This is a genomic window from uncultured Campylobacter sp. (assembly GCF_938045465.1).
GTDB lineage: Bacteria > Campylobacterota > Campylobacteria > Campylobacterales > Campylobacteraceae > Campylobacter_B.
This window is the reverse complement of sequence record NZ_CALIBF010000106.1, coordinates 1-20561: the sequence shown is the minus strand read 5'-3', so window position 1 is coordinate 20561 and position 20561 is coordinate 1. Positions and strand designations below refer to the sequence as shown.

General features: G+C 49.5%; 18 protein-coding genes. 5 read left to right on the top strand and 13 right to left on the bottom strand.

Features of this window, described 5'->3' with window-relative positions:
* Positions 1-91 precede the first annotated feature (91 nt).
* From Q0413_RS04915 to Q0413_RS04890, 6 genes are all read right to left on the bottom strand, one after another.
* Positions 92-286 carry a hypothetical protein gene (locus Q0413_RS04915; protein ID WP_298987848.1) on the bottom strand — a complete coding sequence of 65 codons (195 nt, stop codon included), beginning with the start codon at positions 284-286 and terminating at the stop codon, positions 92-94.
* Positions 287-382: 96 nt separating this feature from the next.
* Positions 383-1615 (bottom strand): peptidase T, encoded by a 1233-nt coding sequence (pepT, locus tag Q0413_RS04910; protein WP_298987847.1) that lies wholly within the window; start codon positions 1613-1615, stop codon positions 383-385.
* Positions 1616-1627: 12 nt separating this feature from the next.
* Positions 1628-2998 (bottom strand): C4-dicarboxylate transporter DcuC, encoded by a 1371-nt coding sequence (gene dcuC / locus Q0413_RS04905; protein WP_298987846.1) that lies wholly within the window; start codon positions 2996-2998, stop codon positions 1628-1630.
* An 11-nt stretch (positions 2999-3009) separates the two neighbouring features.
* Positions 3010-3708, bottom strand: coding sequence for a dipeptidase PepE (gene pepE, locus Q0413_RS04900; RefSeq protein ID WP_298987845.1), 699 nt, complete (start codon positions 3706-3708; stop codon positions 3010-3012).
* 10 nt (positions 3709-3718) lie between these two features.
* Positions 3719-5035, bottom strand: a complete 1317-nt coding sequence (locus tag Q0413_RS04895; RefSeq protein WP_298987843.1) for an amidohydrolase — start codon at positions 5033-5035, stop codon at positions 3719-3721.
* A gap of 11 nt (positions 5036-5046) precedes the next feature.
* Positions 5047-6285, bottom strand: coding sequence for a M20 family metallo-hydrolase (locus Q0413_RS04890; RefSeq protein ID WP_298987841.1), 1239 nt, complete (start codon positions 6283-6285; stop codon positions 5047-5049).
* Positions 6286-6522: 237 nt separating this feature from the next.
* Between Q0413_RS04890 and Q0413_RS04885 the strand changes: the two genes are divergently transcribed.
* On the top strand, positions 6523-7524 hold the full coding sequence (locus Q0413_RS04885; RefSeq protein ID WP_298987839.1) for a hypothetical protein: 1002 nt from the start codon (positions 6523-6525) through the stop codon (positions 7522-7524).
* A gap of 677 nt (positions 7525-8201) precedes the next feature.
* On the opposite strand, the gene Q0413_RS04880 is transcribed toward Q0413_RS04885, so the two are convergent.
* The 4 genes from Q0413_RS04880 to Q0413_RS04865 form a co-directional block, all read right to left on the bottom strand.
* Entirely contained in the window at positions 8202-8897 is a 696-nt protein-coding gene (locus Q0413_RS04880) for an Abi-alpha family protein (RefSeq protein WP_298987836.1), read from the bottom strand.
* A 358-nt stretch (positions 8898-9255) separates the two neighbouring features.
* A complete protein-coding gene (locus Q0413_RS04875) occupies positions 9256-10593 on the bottom strand; it encodes an acetyl-CoA carboxylase biotin carboxylase subunit (RefSeq protein WP_298758046.1) in 1338 nt (445 codons plus the stop codon).
* Positions 10590-11048 carry an acetyl-CoA carboxylase biotin carboxyl carrier protein gene (gene accB / locus Q0413_RS04870; protein WP_297990110.1) on the bottom strand — a complete coding sequence of 153 codons (459 nt, stop codon included), beginning with the start codon at positions 11046-11048 and terminating at the stop codon, positions 10590-10592. The genes Q0413_RS04875 and accB overlap by 4 nt, the downstream gene beginning before the upstream one ends.
* A gap of 394 nt (positions 11049-11442) precedes the next feature.
* Positions 11443-12441 (bottom strand): type II asparaginase, encoded by a 999-nt coding sequence (locus tag Q0413_RS04865; protein ID WP_298987849.1) that lies wholly within the window; start codon positions 12439-12441, stop codon positions 11443-11445.
* 174 nt (positions 12442-12615) lie between these two features.
* Here Q0413_RS04865 and dcd point away from each other — a divergent pair, with 174 nt between their 5' ends.
* The 4 genes from dcd (at position 12616) to Q0413_RS04845 (ending at position 17698) form a co-directional block, all read left to right on the top strand.
* Entirely contained in the window at positions 12616-13179 is a 564-nt protein-coding gene (gene dcd, locus Q0413_RS04860; protein ID WP_005871523.1) for a dCTP deaminase, read from the top strand.
* 3 nt (positions 13180-13182) lie between these two features.
* Positions 13183-15414: a type I DNA topoisomerase gene (gene topA, locus Q0413_RS04855; RefSeq protein ID WP_298987829.1), complete on the top strand. Its 2232-nt coding sequence runs from the start codon at positions 13183-13185 to the stop codon at positions 15412-15414.
* Entirely contained in the window at positions 15411-16454 is a 1044-nt protein-coding gene (locus tag Q0413_RS04850) for a metallophosphoesterase family protein (protein ID WP_298987827.1), read from the top strand. Before topA ends, Q0413_RS04850 begins: the two co-directional genes overlap by 4 nt.
* A 104-nt stretch (positions 16455-16558) precedes the next feature.
* Positions 16559-17698 (top strand): cation:proton antiporter, encoded by a 1140-nt coding sequence (locus Q0413_RS04845; RefSeq protein WP_298987825.1) that lies wholly within the window; start codon positions 16559-16561, stop codon positions 17696-17698.
* 138 nt (positions 17699-17836) lie between these two features.
* Here the strand turns inward: Q0413_RS04845 and Q0413_RS04840 are convergent, their stop codons facing one another.
* From Q0413_RS04840 to Q0413_RS04830, 3 genes are all read right to left on the bottom strand, one after another.
* Complete coding sequence (locus Q0413_RS04840; RefSeq protein ID WP_297943141.1) at positions 17837-18292, bottom strand: hypothetical protein; 456 nt, start codon at positions 18290-18292, stop codon at positions 17837-17839.
* A gap of 398 nt (positions 18293-18690) precedes the next feature.
* Positions 18691-19545 carry a universal stress protein gene (locus Q0413_RS04835; RefSeq protein ID WP_298987824.1) on the bottom strand — a complete coding sequence of 285 codons (855 nt, stop codon included), beginning with the start codon at positions 19543-19545 and terminating at the stop codon, positions 18691-18693.
* A gap of 20 nt (positions 19546-19565) precedes the next feature.
* Positions 19566-20561, bottom strand: a 996-nt coding sequence (locus tag Q0413_RS04830) for a KH domain-containing protein (protein WP_298987822.1), incomplete at its 5' end; no start/stop codon positions are given.

Below are 20561 nucleotides of genomic sequence, written 5' to 3'. Positions count from 1 at the left end.
CGCCTAGTACAAGAGCCGATTTTCCCATTTTCGTTCCCTGAATTTCTTTAAATTTATATTCCCTAAAAGATGCGGATGATTTTACCCGCTTTCATCTTAAATTTACGCGTTTGACCGCGTAGTCAAATCGCGCAGCTTGCAGGCTAAACTCGAAGCTGTTTCGATCCACCGCGCCCACGCACGCGTCGCTATCGTAAAGCGCGAGCAGGAATTCCGCCATCTCCTCGCTCGAGTGATAGCGCTTAAAAGCCGCGTCGTAGTCGTAGCCCGCGTCATCCGTCGCCACAGAGCCAAAAATTATGTCCTGCAGGGTAAAATTTCGCGGCGGAATGAACGAGCTAAATTAAAATCAAATCTGCGCGTGGAGCAGAAAGCGGCCGAACTAAGCTTGCGGCGCCACTAGCGTTATGATCTGCTTAACTACCTCGCTCGCCGCTTTTAAAGAGCCTACGGGCAGATACTCGTAGATCGAGTGGAAATTATGCCCGCCGGTGAAGAGGTTCGGGCACGGCAGCCCCTTTGCGGAGATGACGGCGCCGTCGTAGCCGCCTCGCATAGGCTTGATCTTGGGCTCGATATTTAGGCTTTTAAAAGCCTGCTTCGCAAAGCGAATTGCTGGCGCGTCGTCGTTTTTCAAAAAGTTATAGACGTTTTTGTAGCGGTCGTTTAGCGAAATTTCGATCCGATCGCCCCAGATCGCGCGAAGCCCGTCCGCAGTTTTTTGCAAAAATTCCATACGCTGCTCGTATCTTTTCTCGTCAAATTCCCTCACGTCGATCTTTAGGACGGTTTTTGCGCTGTTGCCGCTAAGCTCCTTGACCCAAAAATAGCCCTCCTTGCCCTCTGTGTATTCGGGCGCCTCGCCCGCGGGCAGCAGCGAGATAAACTTATGCGCCAAAAGCAAGGAATTTACGAGCTTGCCCTTGGCGTTCATCGGATGAGCGGACTGGCCCTTGAAGGTAACGACGCAATCGCCCGCGTTCCAATTCTCGTAGATAAACTCGCCGACGCCGCAGCAATCAAGGCAGTAGCCAAAATCCGCGCCTACCTCGCTTATGTCCAGCGCCTTTGCCCCTAGCAAGCCCTGCTCCTCGTCCGGCACGAAACAGGCGATTATCTCGCCGTGTTTGATCTGCGGATTTTGGACGAAAAATTCCAGCGCATTCACGATCGCAGCAATCGCCGCCTTATCGTCGGCGCCTAGTAAGCTGGTACCGTCCGTTACGATGATCTCGTCTCCTTTGTAATCTCGCAGCTCCTCATTTTCGCTCTCTTTAAGATAGATCTCTAGCTCTTTATTCAGGCAGATATCGCCGCCTTCGTATCTTACGATCTGAGCTTTGGTATCATTCGTCTGCTCGGCGCTGGTATCAAGATGGGCAAAAAACGCCACACGCGGAGCGGACGCGTCTAAATTTGAGGGAATTTTAGCGATTAAAATCGACTTCTCGTTAAGGCTGATATTTTTTATGCCTAGAGCTTCTAGCTCGCCTTTTATGAGCCTTGCAAGCTCGAGCTCCTTGGGGTTTGAGGGCATTATGCCCGCAGCGCCCGCGGCTCTATTTGTGGTGGTGTTGATCTTGGTATAATTTAAAAACCTCTGCACGATATCCATATTAAGCTCCTTTTACAAAATGAAAAATGCGATGACGCAGACGGATAGAAACATACCTAGGGCCGTTCTTTTAGCGATCTGAATAGGGCTTACCATCGCAAGTCCCGCACAAACGATGCAAGCGCCTGCGATCGGCGATGCGCTCCTGCCTAGCGCGCCGCTTATCGCAACCGCCATACCGAGCCTATCTTGTTCAAAGCCTAACGCATCGGCGTGCACGGTCACGGCGGTGTTAAACGCCATCGCCGCCGCATCTCCCGAGCCCGTTACGACGCCCATAAAAAACGGAACGAAGGTGCCGCCGAATTTTACGTAGCCCTGCTCGCCCTTTAGCCACTCGATTACGAAATCGATCGCCCCGCACGCGCTAAGACCCGCGACGAAGACACCCGCTGCGATGATGATACCCATGATATCGGCATACGCGCTACCCATGCCCTTGAAAAATTCTTTCGTGATCTTTTGAGGGTTGCTCAGAGTAATGACGATGGTGACGATAGCGCCCAGTAGCATCGCCTCGGCAACGCCCATCTTGGTCCATTTAAGAAAGGAGATCGTGTTGAGCTTGGACGTACCGCCGATGATTAAGATCACCAAAGGCACTAGCGGCATAAGCGCGTGTAAGACGTTTATTTTTTGAGGCTGCGCATCTAAATTTGAACCGGCGGCGGATGAGGCGGAGCTTGCCGCGGCGGAGCTTGCGCCATCTGCACCTGCGGAATTTTCTCTTTGCGCTAAGAAATTTACCCCCTTGGTGTAGTCTTTGCAAACTATCGCCGTTATGCTAATTACGATCAAAACTACGATCAAAGCGGTAATCGCGCTGGAAAACTGCACCCCGATGACGTCTTGAACCGTGTAGGATGGATTGTGCGCTTTTACCATATCGGCTACGAATACGTTGTGCGCCGAGCCGGGGCTCAAAACGCCGCCGAAAGTGCCCGCAAATACCGCAGCTCCCGCCATCTCAGGCTTAACGCCTGCAGCCATCATCACGGGGATCAGCGTAGCGCCGACCGCAGCCGAGCAGCCCGCAGCGGAGGGGATAGCGATATTGATAAAATATGTAAGCGCCACGACGAGCGGGATCAATAAAAATCCGATATTGCCGAGGGGCCTGGTGAGTAAATTTACGAGCGCGCGGTCGCAGCCGGTAAATTTCATCACGAAGGCAAAACCCATACTGGCGCATATCGCCTTAATGAGCCCTGCTTTAGTCATATACGAGGTAAAGGCGCCCAGCCCGTCCAGGGGCTTTAGACAAAGCGCGCACAGCACCAGACCCACGCCGATAAGCACGGTTTTAGTATCCTTTTTCATGATTAGCAAAGCGACGACTGCGACGATACCCGCAAGCGCCAAAAGTAACCTAAACGTCTGCACGATAACTCCTTTTAAATTTTAAATTTACTTCCCACGGCGATGCGCGAGATCTCTTTTTTATACTCGAATTTCAGCACGTCCGCATACCCCATCACCTCACACTCGTTTCCGTTTATCAAAAACGCGCTGCCCTCGGGCATAGCATAGACGCTGTCGTTTTGATTGACGATCAAAAACTCCTCCAGCCGCTCCTCCCTGCTCTCGCCGTTGTGGTTTGAAATTTTACCGCTTATGAAATGCGGATTGATCTGATACGGAAAGATCCCCAAAGCCACAGGCGAGGGCGGAAAGACGATCGGCATATCGTTAGTAGTCATCATAGTCTTACCCGCGACGTTTGCGCCCGCAGACCAGCCGAAATACGGCGTACCGTTATCTACAGCGTCTTTGATCGCACTCAAAAGATCAAATTTATAAAGCTCATTTAGCAGCACGAAGGTATTGCCGCCGCCGATGCAGATCGATTTGGCATTTTTAACGGCGGCTTTCATATCGGCGAATCGGTGGATCGATCTGATATTGTTGCTCCCCAAACAGTCCGCGACCTTCTGCTCGTATTGTTCGTTTGTACGCCTAACGCCCGCAAACGGAATGAATAAAATTTCATCCTTCCAAAGATCTCCTAAAAATTCCTTGATCCACCCCTTGCAGTGGTTCAGATAGCCGCTGTCTTTGTAACTAGAAGCGCTTAGAAGTAGTGCTCTTTTCATCTCATCTCCTTTAAGCTTTGCCGTTTAGCTTATACGCGCAGCGCAGATACACGTCCACCCCCGCAAGCAGCGAGTCCTCGTCGAAGTCGAATTTGGCGTTGTGATGTCCCGCCGCAAGCGTCGTGCCGATCATCAAGTATCCGCTTTTGCCGCCCGCATCTTGCACCGAGCGCATAAAATGCGCGAAGTCCTCGCATGCACCGAAGTTTAGCTCCCTTACGATTTTATCATCGTCGATAAACGGCGATGCCTTCGCCGCATCTTCGTAAAGCTGCGTGGTAGCCTCGTCGCTATCGCCGCCTGCGGTACCGCCCGTAACCTGCACGTCGTAGCTGACGCCGTAAATTTTAGAAACGCCCTCCACTATGTCCATGCATTTGGCCTTCATAAACTCATTCAGTTCCGTGCTCTCGCCGCGCGTCTCGCACGCGAGATAGCCGTTAGGCGCGATGACGTTGCGCCCTTCGCCCGCGCGCAGCACGCCTACGTTGATACGCGTGACGCCGTCTGCGTGCCTAGTGATGCCATGCATATCAAGCGCCATTTCAGCTGCGGCAAGCAGGGCGTTGGCTCCATTTTGCGGCGCGCCCGCGGCATGAGCGGACTTGCCTTTTAAGCTTATGTCAAATTTAGTAGTCGCAAGTAGTTTTTTGGTACCGCAGATGATACCTCTCATGGTGTTTGCCTGAAAGCCGATATGACCGCCAAGCAGATAATCCACGCCCTTGGTGACGCCCGCAGCTTCCATACCTACGGCGCCCCTGGTGCCCTCCTCGGCGGTTTGAAAGATAAATCTAAATTTGCCGTTGAAATCATCTAAGTTTTGCGCGATCAGCTTTGCCAAAGCAAGTCCCATCGTGATATGCCCGTCGTGCCCGCACGCGTGCGTGATGCCGCTAATGTCGGAGCGAAAGCCCTCCTTAAAAGGGCGGTGATCCGCGTCCGTGCTCTCGGTCACGTCCACGCCGTCTATATCAAATCTAAAAGCGACCGTCTTGCCCGCGCGCCCAGTGTCTATTTCGGCCACGAGACCCGTTAGCCCATCCTCCATCGCATCAAGAAATTTTATCTGATCTGCATTTAGCAGCCCTTCGGCACGCTGCTTCGCCTTCTCGCAGGCGTCCTTACTGCCTACGCCCTGCCTGGCTTCGGCCTTTACTACCTCGCGACCGAGCTTTATCTCATAGCCCAAGCGCTGCATACGATCTGCGATAACCGCGGTCGTAAAAAAGGTGAACCAACCCGTCTCGGGATGCGAGTGAAAAAACCTACGATCCCCGATCATCTCGCCTTTGAGCGCCTCTACTTTTTGTGCGATAGCATCCATTTTTTTCTCCTTTATTTTTTAGCTAAGCTTAACATCGCCGCGGCTAGAACCTTCGTAGCGGCAAACGCGTCGTGCCAGTTTATACTTTCATTTACGTTGTGGCTGATGCCGTCCTTGCACGGCACGAAAAGCATCCCCACGCGATCCGCAAGCTCCGTCATATTCATCGCGTCGTGTCCCGCGCCGCTAGGAAGCCTTAGGCTTGGAATTTTAAGCTCGCCGGCGCAGCCCTCAAGCAGAGCTATCATCTCCTCGCTTAGCTTTACGGGGCGATCCTTGATGAGATTTTTTAGTTCAAATCTGCACCCTCGGCGAGCGCAAATTTCACTTATCGCGGCGCAAATTTTATCGTCCACCGCCCTAAGCGCCTCCTCGTCTATATCGCGTATATCAAGACCTAGCGTGCAGGAGCCGGGGATCACGTTTAGCACGCCGGGTAGCGCGTTTGCATAGCCCGTCGTCGCGACCGTGGTTTTGCCCGCCTTTGCGATCCTCTCCGCGCTTAAAACGATCTCGCTAGCGCAAGCTAGTGCGTCGCAGCGCATATCCATCGGCGTAGCACCGCTGTGATCGGCTCTACCCTCGATCCGCAGCTCGTATCGCACGGGCGCGGCGATACCCGTGACGATGCCTACTGGGATGCCGCGTCGCTGCAATACCGGCCCCTGCTCGATATGAAGCTCGATATAGCTATGAAAGCTGGATTTGGGCAGGATGCAGCTTTTTAAATTTGCGGGATTTAGCCCGAAATCCTCCATGGCGTCAAACAGCGAAATTCCATCCCCATCCTTCAGCTCGTCTAGCCGCTTTTGCGAGAGCTTACCGCTAATTATCTTGCTGCCTACGGTCGCCATTTTAAAGCGGCTTGATTCCTCGCAAACAAAGACGATGAGCTCCAGCGGTCGCGCAAGCTTTTCGCCGCTATCTCGCACCGCGCGGATCGCCTCTAAAGCGGCCATGACGCCTAGCGTGCCGTCGTAAAAGCCGCCCTGCGGCACGCTATCGATATGCGAGCCAGCACTTACGGACGGTAGATCGGGATTTTTAACGTCCATAAATTTAACGAAAATATTGCCCATATCGTCGATTTTGATCTTGAAATTTTCTTTTTGAAGTAGCGATATGAGGAAGTTGCGCGCCGCTTTATCCTCGCGCGAAAACGCAAGCCGCGTAAGCCCGCCGCCCGCCAAAGCCCCAAAGCGGCTTATCTGCTCAAACTCGCTTTTAAAGCGCCGTGTGTTTATGTCCATAAATTCCCCTTTTCTTAAAAAATTTATGAATACGGCATTTTAATATTAAATTTATATAACAAAGCTGAAATTTACCTATCGCGGCGGCAAATAGGGCACTAAAACGGCGCGAGCAAAACCGCTTTAAGATAACTCTATAAATTTTAAATTTTGCCTTTTGGGCTTCAAAATCGCGATAAGCTGCTTAGCTTCAGACTAAACAGATATAATTATCGCAAAATTTAATAAGGATCAGGAATGAAACAGGGCTCGTTAGAGGGACTTTATGAAAAGCTAAGGCAATTTGATAGGCTGGCGGATAAGGAGGAGCATCTGTTTGATGCGATAAGGGGAGCTATCGAGGCGGAAAATTTCGAATTTGCCGCGCAAATTTGTGACTTTGTTTTAAACGAGGAATTTGAAAAATTTGGCGCAGTTTTAAGAACGAGGGCGCTAATGTGGCTCACGGACTACATCGCGCAAAATTTGAAAGATAGTGAATATCCAAATTTCGGCGACTTTGAGAGCTGTCTGTGGAAATTTAAATGGATCGTCTCGGGCGTCGCCAAAAGCTCCATGATCGAAAAAGAGCTCATAGATGAGGTGAACGAGGCGATGCTGTTTTACTACGAGCGCTTGGAGCTATCGCTAGCCTCCTACTACAAGGCTTTGATGAATCAAAACATCGACATGGGCGATGCTAGAGAGGCGAAGACCAACTACGAGCTGTGGAAAAAGCTCGCCAAAGACGATATGGCCGACTGCGAGGCGTGCGAAGCAAGCGATGAGATAGCGTATTTAAATTTTGCTGGAGAGCACGAAGCGGCGCTGGGGCTTGCCGAGCCGATACTCTCGGGCGAGCTAACCTGCTCTGAGGTGCCGCACATAACCTACGCGCCGATACTTTTTAGTATGATAGCGCTAGGCAGGACCTGGGAGGCAAAAATCCTGCTGCCAAAGGCCGCGGCGACGATCGAGTCAAATCCTCGCGTCATAAATCAGATCGCGCCGCTAATCGAGATCGCCGTTAGACTGGATGAGCGCGAGACGGCGTTAAATTTAGCGCGCAAGCACTCGCGTGCGATCCTTGATGGCAACGACGATCTAAACGACCTACGATTTTTCATCGCAGTTAGCGCGTTTGGCGATGAGGGCGACTACAAAACGGCTTTGGAACTGGCGGGTAGATTTGACGCTAGAAATCAAAATTTTTACTACGCCGATTATCTAAATAAATTTTACGAGGAATTTGGGGGTTGAAATTTTATAATTTAAAAATCTCGCGCACTTTGCCCGCGAAGCAGGGCGCTATTTCTCAAGCGCGTGCGGCGAGATAGTTTAAAATTTGCAGCTCGATACTACTTCGCGCTCGCAACGGCAAGCGCGATAAAAATTTATGCAGAACGTGCATTGGTGGCTCGTGCGGTAAATTTTATACCGCTTACTCGCGCACGTCGGCAGCCGGTCATCAAGATATGCGACGCAACATGCATATGTCATAAATTTTTAAATTTTATTTGGTGGGATGAGAACAAAAACGCCCCAGCAGCCCACATCATCCGCTAAACCGCGCGGACGGAAGCGAATATCTGCGGCGGTAGGATGTGCGTTCTAAATTTAGCCGCCTTGGTCGACGTAAAATCTAAATTTAAACCCGGCCTAGCGCTGATCTCGCAGTGAAAACACGCACAAATCGCAGCGTATCTCATGCTGCTACTCAATTTAGCGGCAAATTTAATAGTGGGTTTAAAAGCGCGGTACGACGAAATTTTAAAGTAAAATTTCGAATAGAATTTAAAATTCAGGAATTCAAATAAAGCTTTAAAATTCCAAGAGAATTTCACTCTCTGGAATTTTAAAGCTTTAGCGTTAGCATGTAGAAAAATTCAAAGCAGCGATTAAGCAGGAAAAGGCATTAAGACTGTTATACTTTAACTCTAAACATTGCCTATACATTTTTTCACAAACTCAAAACCAAGTGGTGTAAGCGTTGTTTTATTATATCCGGTTGGCACGGTTCCGACACTTATTAAAACTTGGTTAGGGGTGTCTGATTGTGTTATTAATCCTAATCTCATAAGAGAGCTTGCGTTGAAAGTAAAAATATCTTCATCTATGTCCAAATGTCTTAAAATTTCGTTCTTTACGACTACTGCTTTAAGAACTTTGCCTAAGCTAGGTATTTCTCTTTTATTTATTATAACTTCATAGTAAAATTTTAATATTTTTGCTTGCAAGGGAGTTATCTCTTTTAGTATATTCATAAAAGTCAAATTATCTTTATCTTCATTATTGCTTACAGAATCCACAATAAGTTTTGCCCACATATTTTGCAATGTTTCGTCTTCCTCTAAAATGGCATGTTGTTCAATAACTGCAAGTTCTTTTAGACCTATATTAGCAAGTTGCTCCACTGTTAGATTTAAACTCTTTGCTTCCTCTTGTATTTTCTTAGTAAGTTTTAGTTGATTTATTTTTCTTCTTGCTCTTATCTTATCCGTAAAAATTCCAAAGGACTCAGTTGCCAAGCCAAAAATATCACCCAACCCCTTTGTTAATGCCTGCGCTGGCTCTTTGCCGACAGAAAGCTTCACACCATCTTTTGATAATTCAACTTCTAAATCTTTACTCATAATAATCCTTTAATATTTTATACACATATTATATCGAAAGTAGTTGAAAAATATTTTCTCCTTCGCCTCAAAAAACCTTTAAGCCGCGAACCTCACCTCGAGTTTCACCGTTTATTCTCATCTCTTTTTCCGGACTTAACATTTATCTCGCCGTAAAACACGCACGACGACGTATCTCGCGCATCTTCACTTAAATTTAGCAACAAATTTAATAGCAAAATTTAAAGCGTGGCGCGACGGAATTTTAAAACAAAATCTCAAGTAGCTTTTTAAATGAAAAATTTAAAGCAGAATTTTAAATGTAGAATTTCAAATAAATTTTAAAATTCCAAGAGTATCATCCCTTGGAATTTTAAATTTAATGCTTGGCTAGGTAATTTGTGTCGTAGTTATTATCCACGAAATCGGGGTTATTCATCATCCTAAGATGAAAATCGCGCGTCGATTTTATGCCGCCGATGATGAGCTCGTCTAGCGCGACCTTCATCTTCGCGATCGCGCGCGTGCGGTCCTTGTCGTAAACGATGAGCTTGCCGATCATGCTGTCGTAGTAAGGCGGCACCGAGTAGCCCTCATAAACGTGGCTATCCATTCGCACATTTCTGCCGCCCGGAGCGACGTATTTTGTGATTTTGCCCGGGTTTGGCATAAAGCTTTTGGAGTCCTCGGCGGTGATGCGGCACTCAAGCGCATGTCCGCTAAATTTTATCTCGCTTTGAGGTAGCAGCTTCTCGCCCTGCGCGATACGGATCATCCACTCGATCAGATCGAGCCCGCTTCGCATCTCGCTTACGGTATGTTCGACTTGCAGACGGGTATTCATCTCGATGAAATAGAATTTCTTGTCCTTGCTATCGTATAAAAACTCAAACGTTCCCGCACTTGCGTATCCGATCGCCTTAGCGGCGCGAACCGCCGTTTCGTGCAGGCTCTTTCGTGTCGGCTCGTCCAAGATCACGGCCGGGCTTTCTTCGATCAGCTTTTGATGGCGGCGCTGCATCGAGCAGTCGCGCTCGCCGATATGCACGACGTGTCCGTGCTCGTCACCCAAGACCTGAACCTCGATGTGGCGTGGGTTTGTGATATATTTTTCCATATACATCGTGCCGTCGCCGAACGCGCTCATCGCTTCGCTCTCTGCCGACCAAAAGAGCTTTTCGATATCCTCTTCGCGCTCGACCACGCGCATTCCGCGCCCACCGCCACCGGCTGCGGCTTTAATGATGACCGGATAGCCGATTTCGGCGGCTAGCTTGCGTGCCTCTTCGACGCTTGCGATCGCGCCGTCGCTGCCAGGCACTACAGGAATGCCCGCGCGCATCATTACTTGCTTCGCCTTGCTCTTATCGCTCATCAAGGTCATCGCCTCGACGCTTGGACCGATAAATTTAATGCCGTGCTTAGCGCAAATTTCTACGAAATTTTGACTTTCGCTCAAAAAGCCGTATCCCGGAAATATCGCGTCAGCTTCGGTTAGCTCGCAGGCTGTGATGATCGCGGGGATATTTAGGTAGCTGTCGCTACTGCGCGGTCCGCCTATACAGACCGACGCGTCGGCGTATTTCACGTAAAGCGCGTCCTGATCGGCGGTGGAGTGCACGACGATGGCTTGCTTGCCCATCTCTTGGATCGTGCGAAGCGCTCTAAGCGCTATCTCGCCGCGATTTGCGATTAGAATTTTCTTAAGCTCCCTCATAGCTTCTCGACCTCAAACAGCGCCATAGCGTACTCGACGGGCTGTCCGTCCTCGACGAGAGCTTTTTTGATGCGGCAGTCGAATTCCGCCTCGATCTCGTTCATAATCTTCATCGCTTCTATTATGCCGATTGTATCACCCTTATGCACGACCTGGCCCACGCTTACGAACTCTGCCGCACCGGGACTTGGCGCTTTATAAAAAGTACCTACCATCGGGCTGTCGATCGTATCCATCGCGCCTTTTGAGGCGGGCTTATCGCCCACGAGCACGTTTACCGAAGGCGCAGCAAGTTGCGGAGCGGGTGCCGGTGCGGCGAGCTGAGGCGTGCTCCCACCGCATGGGCCATATTTTTTTATCTCGATCTCAAAATCTTTATCTTTAATTTTTAGCTCGTTAATGCCCTGCTTTTCGCCGAAAAAATCCATTAACTCTTTGATTTCTGCTTTTGTCATAAATTTCTCCTGAAAAAATTTGCGAAATTTTAGCTAAATTTTTATAATTGTTTCTTTAAATGGATTTTTGCGGGACTTTTAAGAAGTGCAAAGCGAAATTTACGACAGAATTTGCGGACTGATTTTAAGGATTTACGGAGCGAGATTTGCCTCGTTCATTTTAAGCTCGAACTTTGCAAGCGAGACACGGAATTTTGCCGCAAGAGCGCAGGATGATTTTAAATCCTTTAAATTTAGCACTTAATTTTACGACCGAAATTCTACGTCCAAGCCCCGAGCGCGAAAATTCCGTGCCTTGCTTTAAAATCTCGCCTCCGAGCTCATATTAAAATCCCGCGCCTTGCTTTTCTTTAAAATTTCGCGCCGAAATTCTATCCGCGCGAAGCCCTATGCGTTAATGTGTCGCAAAAAAGCTCTGAATTTTCGCTTTATCGCTCGTTTTGCTAAGAGCCAGCATCAGCAGCACGCGCGCCTTTTGCGGATTTAGATTATCTGCGGTTAGAAAGCCAAGTTTTGCGTCGTCCACCTCCGAGCTAACGCTAGTTGAGCCGCTACCAGTACGGCTTGAGCGCACAACAACCACGCCCGCTTCGCTAGCTTTTGCGAGCGCGGCTTGTAGATCCGGATATAAATTTCCATTGCCTACGCCCGCTACGATAATGCCCTTAGCGCCCTTTTGCACCGCTGCATCGACCAAATCGCCGCTATCTTGCGCGTGTCCATAGATGATATCGACGCGCGGCAAGGCTTTGAGGTCCTTGATATTAAACTCACTTGCGACGGTGTGTTTGCGAAGCGGCGCCATGTAAAAATTTACGATGCCGTAATTCACGGTGCCGATCTTGCCGGAATTCGGCGAGGCAAAAGCCGCAACGTTAGTAGTATTTGTTTTCGTAACCTCGCGCGCGGCGTGGATCTCGTCGTTCATCACTACAAGAGCGCCCTTTTCGCGAGCGTTTTTATCTGCCGCGACGCTTACGGCGTTATAGATATTCAAGGGGCCGTCCGCGCTCATCGAATCGGCGTTTCGCATCGCGCCCACCAAAACGATCGGTTTTTTAGATTTTATGACCAGGCTTAAAAAATACGCCGTCTCCTCCATCGTATCGGTTCCATGCACGATGACGACGCCGTCTACGTCGTTTTTGGTAAGCAGTTCGCTTACGCGGTTTGCAAGCTTGAGCCAAATTTCATCGTTCATATCCTGCGAGCCGATATTTGAAATTTGCTCGCTTTTAATCGTAGCTAAATCCCCCAGTTGCGGCACTGCCGATAAGATATCTTCTACACCCTTAGAGCCTGCGGTATAGTTGCCCTCCGTGGCACTTGCGCTGCTTCCTGCGATCGTACCGCCGGTAGCTAAAATATAAATATTTGGCTTCGCAGCAGCCAAAGATGATGCGATAAAAAACGTAATAAACGCAAATTTCTTGAGTAGCCCCATAGTTGCTCCTTAAAAAGTGATAAAATTTTTATAATTTAAGCAAAATTCTAGCATAAAATTTTTATTATATTTTATTTTGCTGCTATAATGCGCGAAAAATTTTGATTATTTTAAGGAAATTTTATGGGACTGAAAAGCGATAAATGGATCAGACAGATGTCGCAGCAGCACGATATGATAGCGCCCTTTTGCGAGGAGAATATCGGCCGCGGCGTCGTTAGCTACGGACTTTCCAGCTACGGATACGACATACGCGTAGCGCGCGAATTTAAAATTTTTACAAATGTCGGCGGAACGGTCGTCGATCCTAAAAATTTCGACGCAAAAAACGTCGTGGATTTTGAGGGCGACGTCTGCATCGTACCGCCGAATTCCTTCGCGCTAGCGCGCACCATCGAATACTTCAAAATGCCGCGCGATGTGCTTGCGATCTGTCTGGGCAAAAGTACCTACGCGCGCTGCGGCATCATCGTAAACGTAACGCCATTTGAGCCCGGTTTTGAGGGACACATCACGATTGAAATTTCCAACACCACGCCGCTGCCTGCAAAAATTTACGCGAACGAAGGCATCGCGCAGGTTTTGTTTCTGCAAGGAGATGAGCCGTGCGAGGTGAGCTACTGCGACAAAAAGGGCAAATACCAAAGCCAAAAGGGCATCACGCTGCCTAGAATTCTAAAGGATTAAGCAATGAAAAATTTAATCATCGTAGAATCCCCCGCAAAAGCCAAAACTATCAAAAATTTCTTAGGCGCCGATTACGACGTAATCGCGTCTAAAGGCCATATCCGCGACCTTCCTAAAAAACGCTTCGGCATCAAAATCAAAGATAAAAGCTTCGAGCCCGAATACGAAATCAGCGCCGATCACGATCAGATCGTAAAGCAGATAAAGACACTCGCCAAAAAGGCGGATCAAATTTATCTCGCGACGGACGAGGACCGCGAGGGCGAGGCGATCGCCTATCATATCGCAGCTTCGATCGGCAAGCAGGCGGAGGATCTGCCGCGCATCGTATTTCACGAGATCACCAAAAGTGCGATCTCAAACGCGCTAAGCTCACCGCGCAAGCTTAATATCGCGAGCGTAAACGCCCAACAAGCGCGTCGCCTGCTCGATCGCATCGTGGGCTACAAGCTAAGTCCGCTTTTAAATTTAAAGATCCAGCGCGGCTTAAGCGCGGGTCGCGTTCAAAGTGCCGCGCTTAAGATCGTCGTTGATCGCGAGCGCGAAATTTTAAATTTTAAGCCGGTAGAATTTCACAGCATCGACGCGGTTTTTAAAAAGGACTTAGAAGCCGAGCTCGTGGAGTTTCGCGGCAAAAAGATGGAAAAGCTCTCGGTTAAAAACGCGGCGCAGGCTAGCGAGATCGTCTCTGAGCTGCAAAAAGACAAATTTAGCGTAGAGAGTATCGAGAGCAAATCGCGCAAGACAAACCCCTACCCGCCGTTTATGACCTCGACGCTGCAACAGGCGGCGAGCACGGCTCTGGGCTTTAATCCGCGAAAGACGATGAGCCTCGCGCAGAGCCTTTACGAAGGCGTCAATACCAAAAACGGCGGCGCGATCACCTATATGCGAACCGACTCGCTAAATATCGCCAAAGAAGCGATCGCGGCGGCTCGCGAGCTGATCGAGCAGCGCTTCGGCGAAAAGTATCTACCGAAAAGCCCGAATTTATACGCCACTAAAAGCAAAGGCGCGCAGGAAGCGCACGAAGCGATACGGCCTACCGATCTAAAGCTTACCCCCGAGCTCGCGCAAAAAATCCTGCCTCGCGACGAATACCGCCTTTACGCGCTCATCTACAACCGCTTCATAGCCTCGCAGATGAGCCCTAGCGTCTCGCAGATCCAAACGATCATCGTGCGCGGCGAAGCGGGCGCATTTAAGATCAGCGGGCGCAAGGTGGAATTTGACGGTTTTTACAAGGCTTACGGCGATCTGGATAAGGATAAAATTTTACCGAACTTCGATACGGGCGACGCGATGAGCCTGCAAAGCCTAAGCTCGCAGCAGCACTTCACCGAGCCGCCGGCGCGCTATTCGGAAGCAAGCCTCATCAAAAAGCTCGAAAGCCTCGGTATCGGCAGGCCCTCGACCTATGCGCCTACCATCTCGCTGCTTACGGCGCGCAACTACGTAAATATCGAGCAAAAACACCTGGTACCGAGCGAGATCGCCTTTAAGATCACCGAGATGCTGGAGCAAAATTTTAAAAATATCGTCGATAGCGAGTTTACCTCCAAAATGGAAGAGAAACTCGACAACATCGCTGAAAACAAAGCGGACTGGCAGCAAATTTTAGCGGATTTTTACTACCCTTTTATGGACGAGATCGCCAAAGGCAAAACCTCGATTGCAAGCCAAAAGCTAGCCGAAAAGATCGGCGAAGCATGCCCGAACTGCGGCGGCGAGCTACTTAAGCGCCAGGGCAGATTCGGCGAGTTTATCGCTTGCTCGAACTATCCGAAATGCAAATACTCGCGCAACGCGGACGCCGGCACCGAGGGGGCGAGCGAGGAGAAGGCGGCGCCCGAAGTGCTAGATGAAAAATGCCCGCAGTGCGGTAAAAATTTGATCAAGCGCAAGGGCAGATACGGCGAGTTTATCGCTTGCGAGGGCTATCCGAAGTGCAAATACTCGCGCAAAATCGAGGGCGCGGCGAAAGAGAAAAAGCCGCTGCTCTCCACGGGCGTCAAGTGCCCGAGCTGCGGCACGGGCGAGATCGTCGAGCGCTTCTCAAGACGCGGTAAATTCTACGGCTGCACGAACTACCCAAAATGCGGCTTTGTGAGCAACTACGCGCCGATTGCGCGCGCGTGCCCGCAGTGCGGCAACTCATACATGCTCCGCAAAGAGCTGAAAAAAGGCAACTTCGCCGAGTGTCCGCAGTGCAAGCTTAAAGAAGAGATCGATTGATAATAGGCGTCATCTCGGACTCTCATCGCGAAACAAAGGTCGCTGCCAGCGCCATAGAGTGGCTGCTCGCGCGAGGCGCCGACCTGCTCGTGCACGCAGGTGACATCGTCGAGAGCGGGACGCTGCGGCTTTTGCGACAAAGCGGCAAGCCCTACTTCGCGGTTTTAGGGAACAACGACGAGGCGCTTACTGAGTTTAAAAATGAGTTCAACCTGTACGATGAGCCCTTCTGCACGGAGTTTGCCGGGCTGCAACTAAAAATAATGCACCATCCGTTTTATCTCTTTGACGAGGAGTCCGCGGCGCAAAATGAAGCAGATGGATTAAATTTAGACGCGAATTTAGGTGCGGGCGCGGATCGCGCGGCAAATTTAAACTCAAATTTTAATGCTGCGAATGTTGATAAAATTTTAAATGGCACGCGCCGTGCAGATGCAAATTTTAAAAACATAGGTAGTGCGAGCGCAAATTTAAAAAGTGGTCAATCCGCGGGTTTAAATGCGAGCTTGAGCTTGAATGCAGGCGCGAACTCAAACGTAAATTTAGACTTAGGCGCGGACCTTGCTTCGGGCTCGAACGCAGATTTAAACTCAAATGCAAACGCGAATTTAGCCGCTGATATGAGCCCAGATATGAATTCTAAAGCAAGCTCAAGTGCCAATCGCGCAGTAAATTTAACAGCGCCGAGTTTAAGCGCAAACTTAGTCGCGCCGAACTTGGGCGCAAATTTAGTCGCACCAAACTTGAACTCAAATTTGACCGCGAGTTCGAGCCCCGATGCAAACGGCGAAAGTAAAAATCGGGGCCTGTGCGGGCGAGACGCGGGTAAAATTCCAACTATCAAAATTTACGGCCATACCCACTATTTCGCCGCGGCGATGGATAAAAACGGCACGCTCGTGTTAAATCCGGGCGAGATTTGCGGGCGCAAAAAGCGGCTTTTCGGTTTGCCTGTGTTGTGGTACAAGAGCGAAAATTGCGCATATTTCGTCTCTGTTCGCAGCGCAAAGAACTATAAAGCGACCGAAAGGAAGTCTTAAAATGATACGAAAAGCCCCTGGGCAGCCAGAGAAAATGCTAGAAAGATGCGAAAAAATTCTAAAGCAGTGCGGAGAAAATCTAAAAGGATGCGAGGCCAAAGCATATGAATGAAATTTACGTCCTAATCGCGCTATCGTTTTTGATCTTTGCTTCGCCATTTTTGGCTAGCTTAGCTAGAATTCCGCTCTCGCCCATGGAGATCATGCTTGGCATTATAGCTGCAAATTTAGGGCTTTTGCCGCCAAGCGCGACCTTCGATCTAGCCGCGCAGATCGGCTTTTGCTACCTTATGTTTTTGGCGGGCTGCGAGGTGGATTTCCGTGCGCTGCTTGCGATGCCGCGTAAAATTCTGCGGCTGATCCTAATCTTTTTGGCGCTACTTTATATCCTAAGCGCGCTTGCAGTTTGGATGTTTGAACTGCCGCAGATGCTTATCATCGCAGCGCCTCTGATGAGCGTCGGGCTGCTTTCGGCGCTGTACAAGGAATACGGCAAGGATCAAGCGTGGCTAAATCTCGCGATGCCCGCGGGCGTGATCGGCGAGCTCATCAGCATCGCCGCCCTCACGGTGGGCGGCATCTACCTTAAAAACGGCTTCGGCGTCGAGATGGCGCTTCACATCGGCGCGCTTTTGGGCTTTTCCGTGGCAGCCCTAGCGGTTTTTAAAGGGCTTGAAATTTTATTTTGGTGGTTCCCCGCGCTAAAAACAGTCATTATGCCCAAATACGACAAAAACGAAAAGGACGTGCGATTTGCGATGGCGCTGTTTTGCCTCATCTGCGCGGGGGTGATGCTTTTGGGGCTTGAGGTCGTCATCGGTGCTTTCATCGCAGGCACCTTTCTGCCGACCTTTTTCTCGCACAAGGACGACCTCATCGAGAAGCTATCGTCGTTCGGCTTCGGCTTTTTGGTGCCGATATTTTTCATACACACCGGAGCCGTGATCAAGCTAGAAGCGCTTCTTATGCCAGGAGTGATGAGCTTTGCCGTAAGCCTAGCGGCGCTGATGTTTGGCATCAGGCTGCTTGCAAGCGCTACGTTTTTAAGCACCTTAGGGCGCAAAGGCGCGGCGCTTTTCGCACTATCGCTTTCTATGCCTCTGACGCTAGTGATCGCCACGGCGACACTTTTTTACTCCACCGCCGCGATCTCGCAAGAGATATACTTCGCGATGATCATCGCCTCGCTCATAGAGGCGCTCGCGTCGATGATTTTGATAAATTTTATTTACAAGAAATTTTAGGACGGGGGTTTTAAAATTTTGGAATTATAGGATTTTGGAATTTTAGAATTTCAAAATTTTGCGAAATTCTAGAATTCTATGAAATTTGATTTTATGCGGGACTAAAATGAAGTTAAATTTAAAGCTCTATTTTGCAGCTCAATCAGTTAGATCTTGAAGTTCCATAGTATAATTCGGCTCCGGTTTCCACAAATCACAGTCCCTATATGCTTCTAAAATTTCTTTTAACAGGCATAAAATATCTTGCTTATTAAGACTTTGCGTATGATTTGGTTTTAAATCTAGGAGTTTCCAAATCCTATGAAATTCCTCTGGAACTAATTTCCTATTAATATTTACCTCATGATCTATAATCATCTCTATAATTTCACCTTTATGATATAATATCCAAATAGACTTTGTATCGTAATCGTGGTCGTATTCATAGCCTGGGAAGCTATAAAGAAACCAAGCCCAGCAATCTCTTTCCCTATCGATAGTCCATCGTAATTCATTAATGAAAGTCTCATAGTATGGATTATATTTGTAGTAAATTTCACTCAATCCATACTTCTCATCATCATCTTTTGTGATAATTGCATTTTCAAACGCCATCTGCGCTCCTTGGAATTTAAAATTTAGCGTGCAAACAGAAATTTCAAGCGCAAATTTTATGCAAAATTTTGCGATGCAGTCAAAACGGCAGGCATGGAAATTCCAAACTCGGCGCGCTTAAAGATAGACCGGTGAGCTTGCCGCGACCGCTAACTCCGCTCGCCGCGGATATACTTGCTCTCTAGCCGCGACAAAGCAAACGCGGCTCGCCAGCAAAGCTAGCGGTAAAATTAATCGCAACCTATCCGCAAAATAGCAAACCGCGAGATTTGCGGACGGACTAGCAAAGTCACGACGAGCCGATTAAAATTTAAGCTTTAGCTTGCGGCGCTTAAAAGCCGACTTAAGCCTAGACGCGGTGCGAGCGATATACCGCGACACGGCGTCTAAGCCTCAAGCTACATTAAGACCGGTATTTTGGTCTTTTGCAGGAAGTATTTCGACGCGCCGCCTAAGAAGATCTCCTTGATGCCGCTGTCTGAGTGCAAGCCCGCTACAATTAGATCGAAATCGCCCGCGTCGGCATACTCTAGCAGCACCTGTCCCGGGATCTTGCCCTCGACATTTAACGCCTCGAAAACGTTGATTTTAATGCCGTGCAGAGCCAGATAATCGCTTATGCGGCGCTTCGTTTCGGAAACGTCGTCTTGAAGATAGTGGTTTGCGGTGATGACGGTGACGGACTTGGCGCGCTGCAAAAGCTCCAGCCAATTATCGAGCGCTCGCGCAGACGCCGCAGTGCCGGTAAGCGAGACCAAAATTTTATCCGCCCTAAACTCCTTCAGCTTGCGCGGTATGACGATGCAAGGCTTGCCGCTTTTGGTGACCGCCGCCTCGAACGTGCCCGTGATAGAGCCCGTAGGCGGCACCGAAACCAGCACCAAATCGCAATATTTGGAGTATTTCTCGACCAGCTCGGAGCGAATGCCCACCATATGCCTCAAAGCGGCGCTATTTGGGACGTGATCGTCGTCGTTTTGATCCAAATCGAGCTTAGCGCATTCGGCGTCGAAGATCGCCTTAATCTCTTCGCGTTCGGCCCTCATCTCATCGCCCGCGGATTTTAAAAATTCCTCCATCAGTACGCCGCCTTTTAGCGTCATACGGACGTTGTAGATCATCTTAGGATCGAGCTGGCACGCCATTATGTTTATATGCGTACCGAAAAATTTATTCACGAGCAGCGCTCCGTGTATGCGCTCGGCTAGCTCCTCGCCGCCGCCGATAGGGAAAAAAATCTTTTTAAGCTGCATCTCATACTCCTATTAAAATTTTAAGCTAATTCCAGTGAAATTTTAGTGCCTTTCTGATCGGTCACGCGCACTCGCACCACATCGCCCGCCTTGTAAGGCGTCGTGATAAATTTAGCGCGCAGCAGTCCGTCCACGCCGTCTCGCAGCGAGATAAAGGTGCCGAAATCCAGCACGCTTTGCACCACGCCGTCAAACTCCTCGCCGATCTGAAATTTTACCTCTTTACGCTCATTGCGCGGCTTGCGAAAATCGCGAGAATTTGAGACTATCGATAAAATTTTCTCTTTCGCGCCCGATACGCCGCCAGATTTTGCGCCTTGGATCTTGACCTCGCCCTTTTCGCGATCCAGATCGATATTTACGCCGAAGCTTTCGGTGATCTCTTTGATGACCTTGCCGCCTTGGCCGATGATGTCGGGGATTTTGCTCGCCTCGACACTAAAAATTTCAAGCTTCGGAAGCACATCTTCATTTATGACGATCGCCGCATCCGCCTGCTCCATAAGGCCCAAAATATGCGCGCGAGCCTGCTTTGCCTGTGCGAGAGCCTCTTTTAAAACCTCCAGGCTGATGCCGCCGAGCTTGATATCCATCTGAAGCGCGGTGATGCCCTCATAGGTACCCGCGACCTTAAAATCCATATCGCCGTCGTGATCCTCAAGCCCCATTATGTCGGTTAGCACGGCGTGTTTTTCGCCCTCAAAAATCAAGCCCATCGCGACGCCCGCAACGAGCTTTAGCGTAGGTACGCCCGCTGCGCGCAATGAAAGTGCGCCGCCGCAGACAGAAGCCATCGAGCTTGAGCCGTTGCTCTCTAAAATTTCACTCACCACGCGGATAGACTGCGGCGAGTTTAGATCGATGCTCGGATACAGCGCTCTTTTGGCTAAATTTCCATGCCCCAGCTCGCGTCTGCCCGGGCTTCTGAGCGGACTTGCTTCACCGACGCAAAAGCCCGGGAAGTTGTAGTTAAACATAAATCTATCGCCGATCGGCTCGAGCTGCGTTAGGCTGTC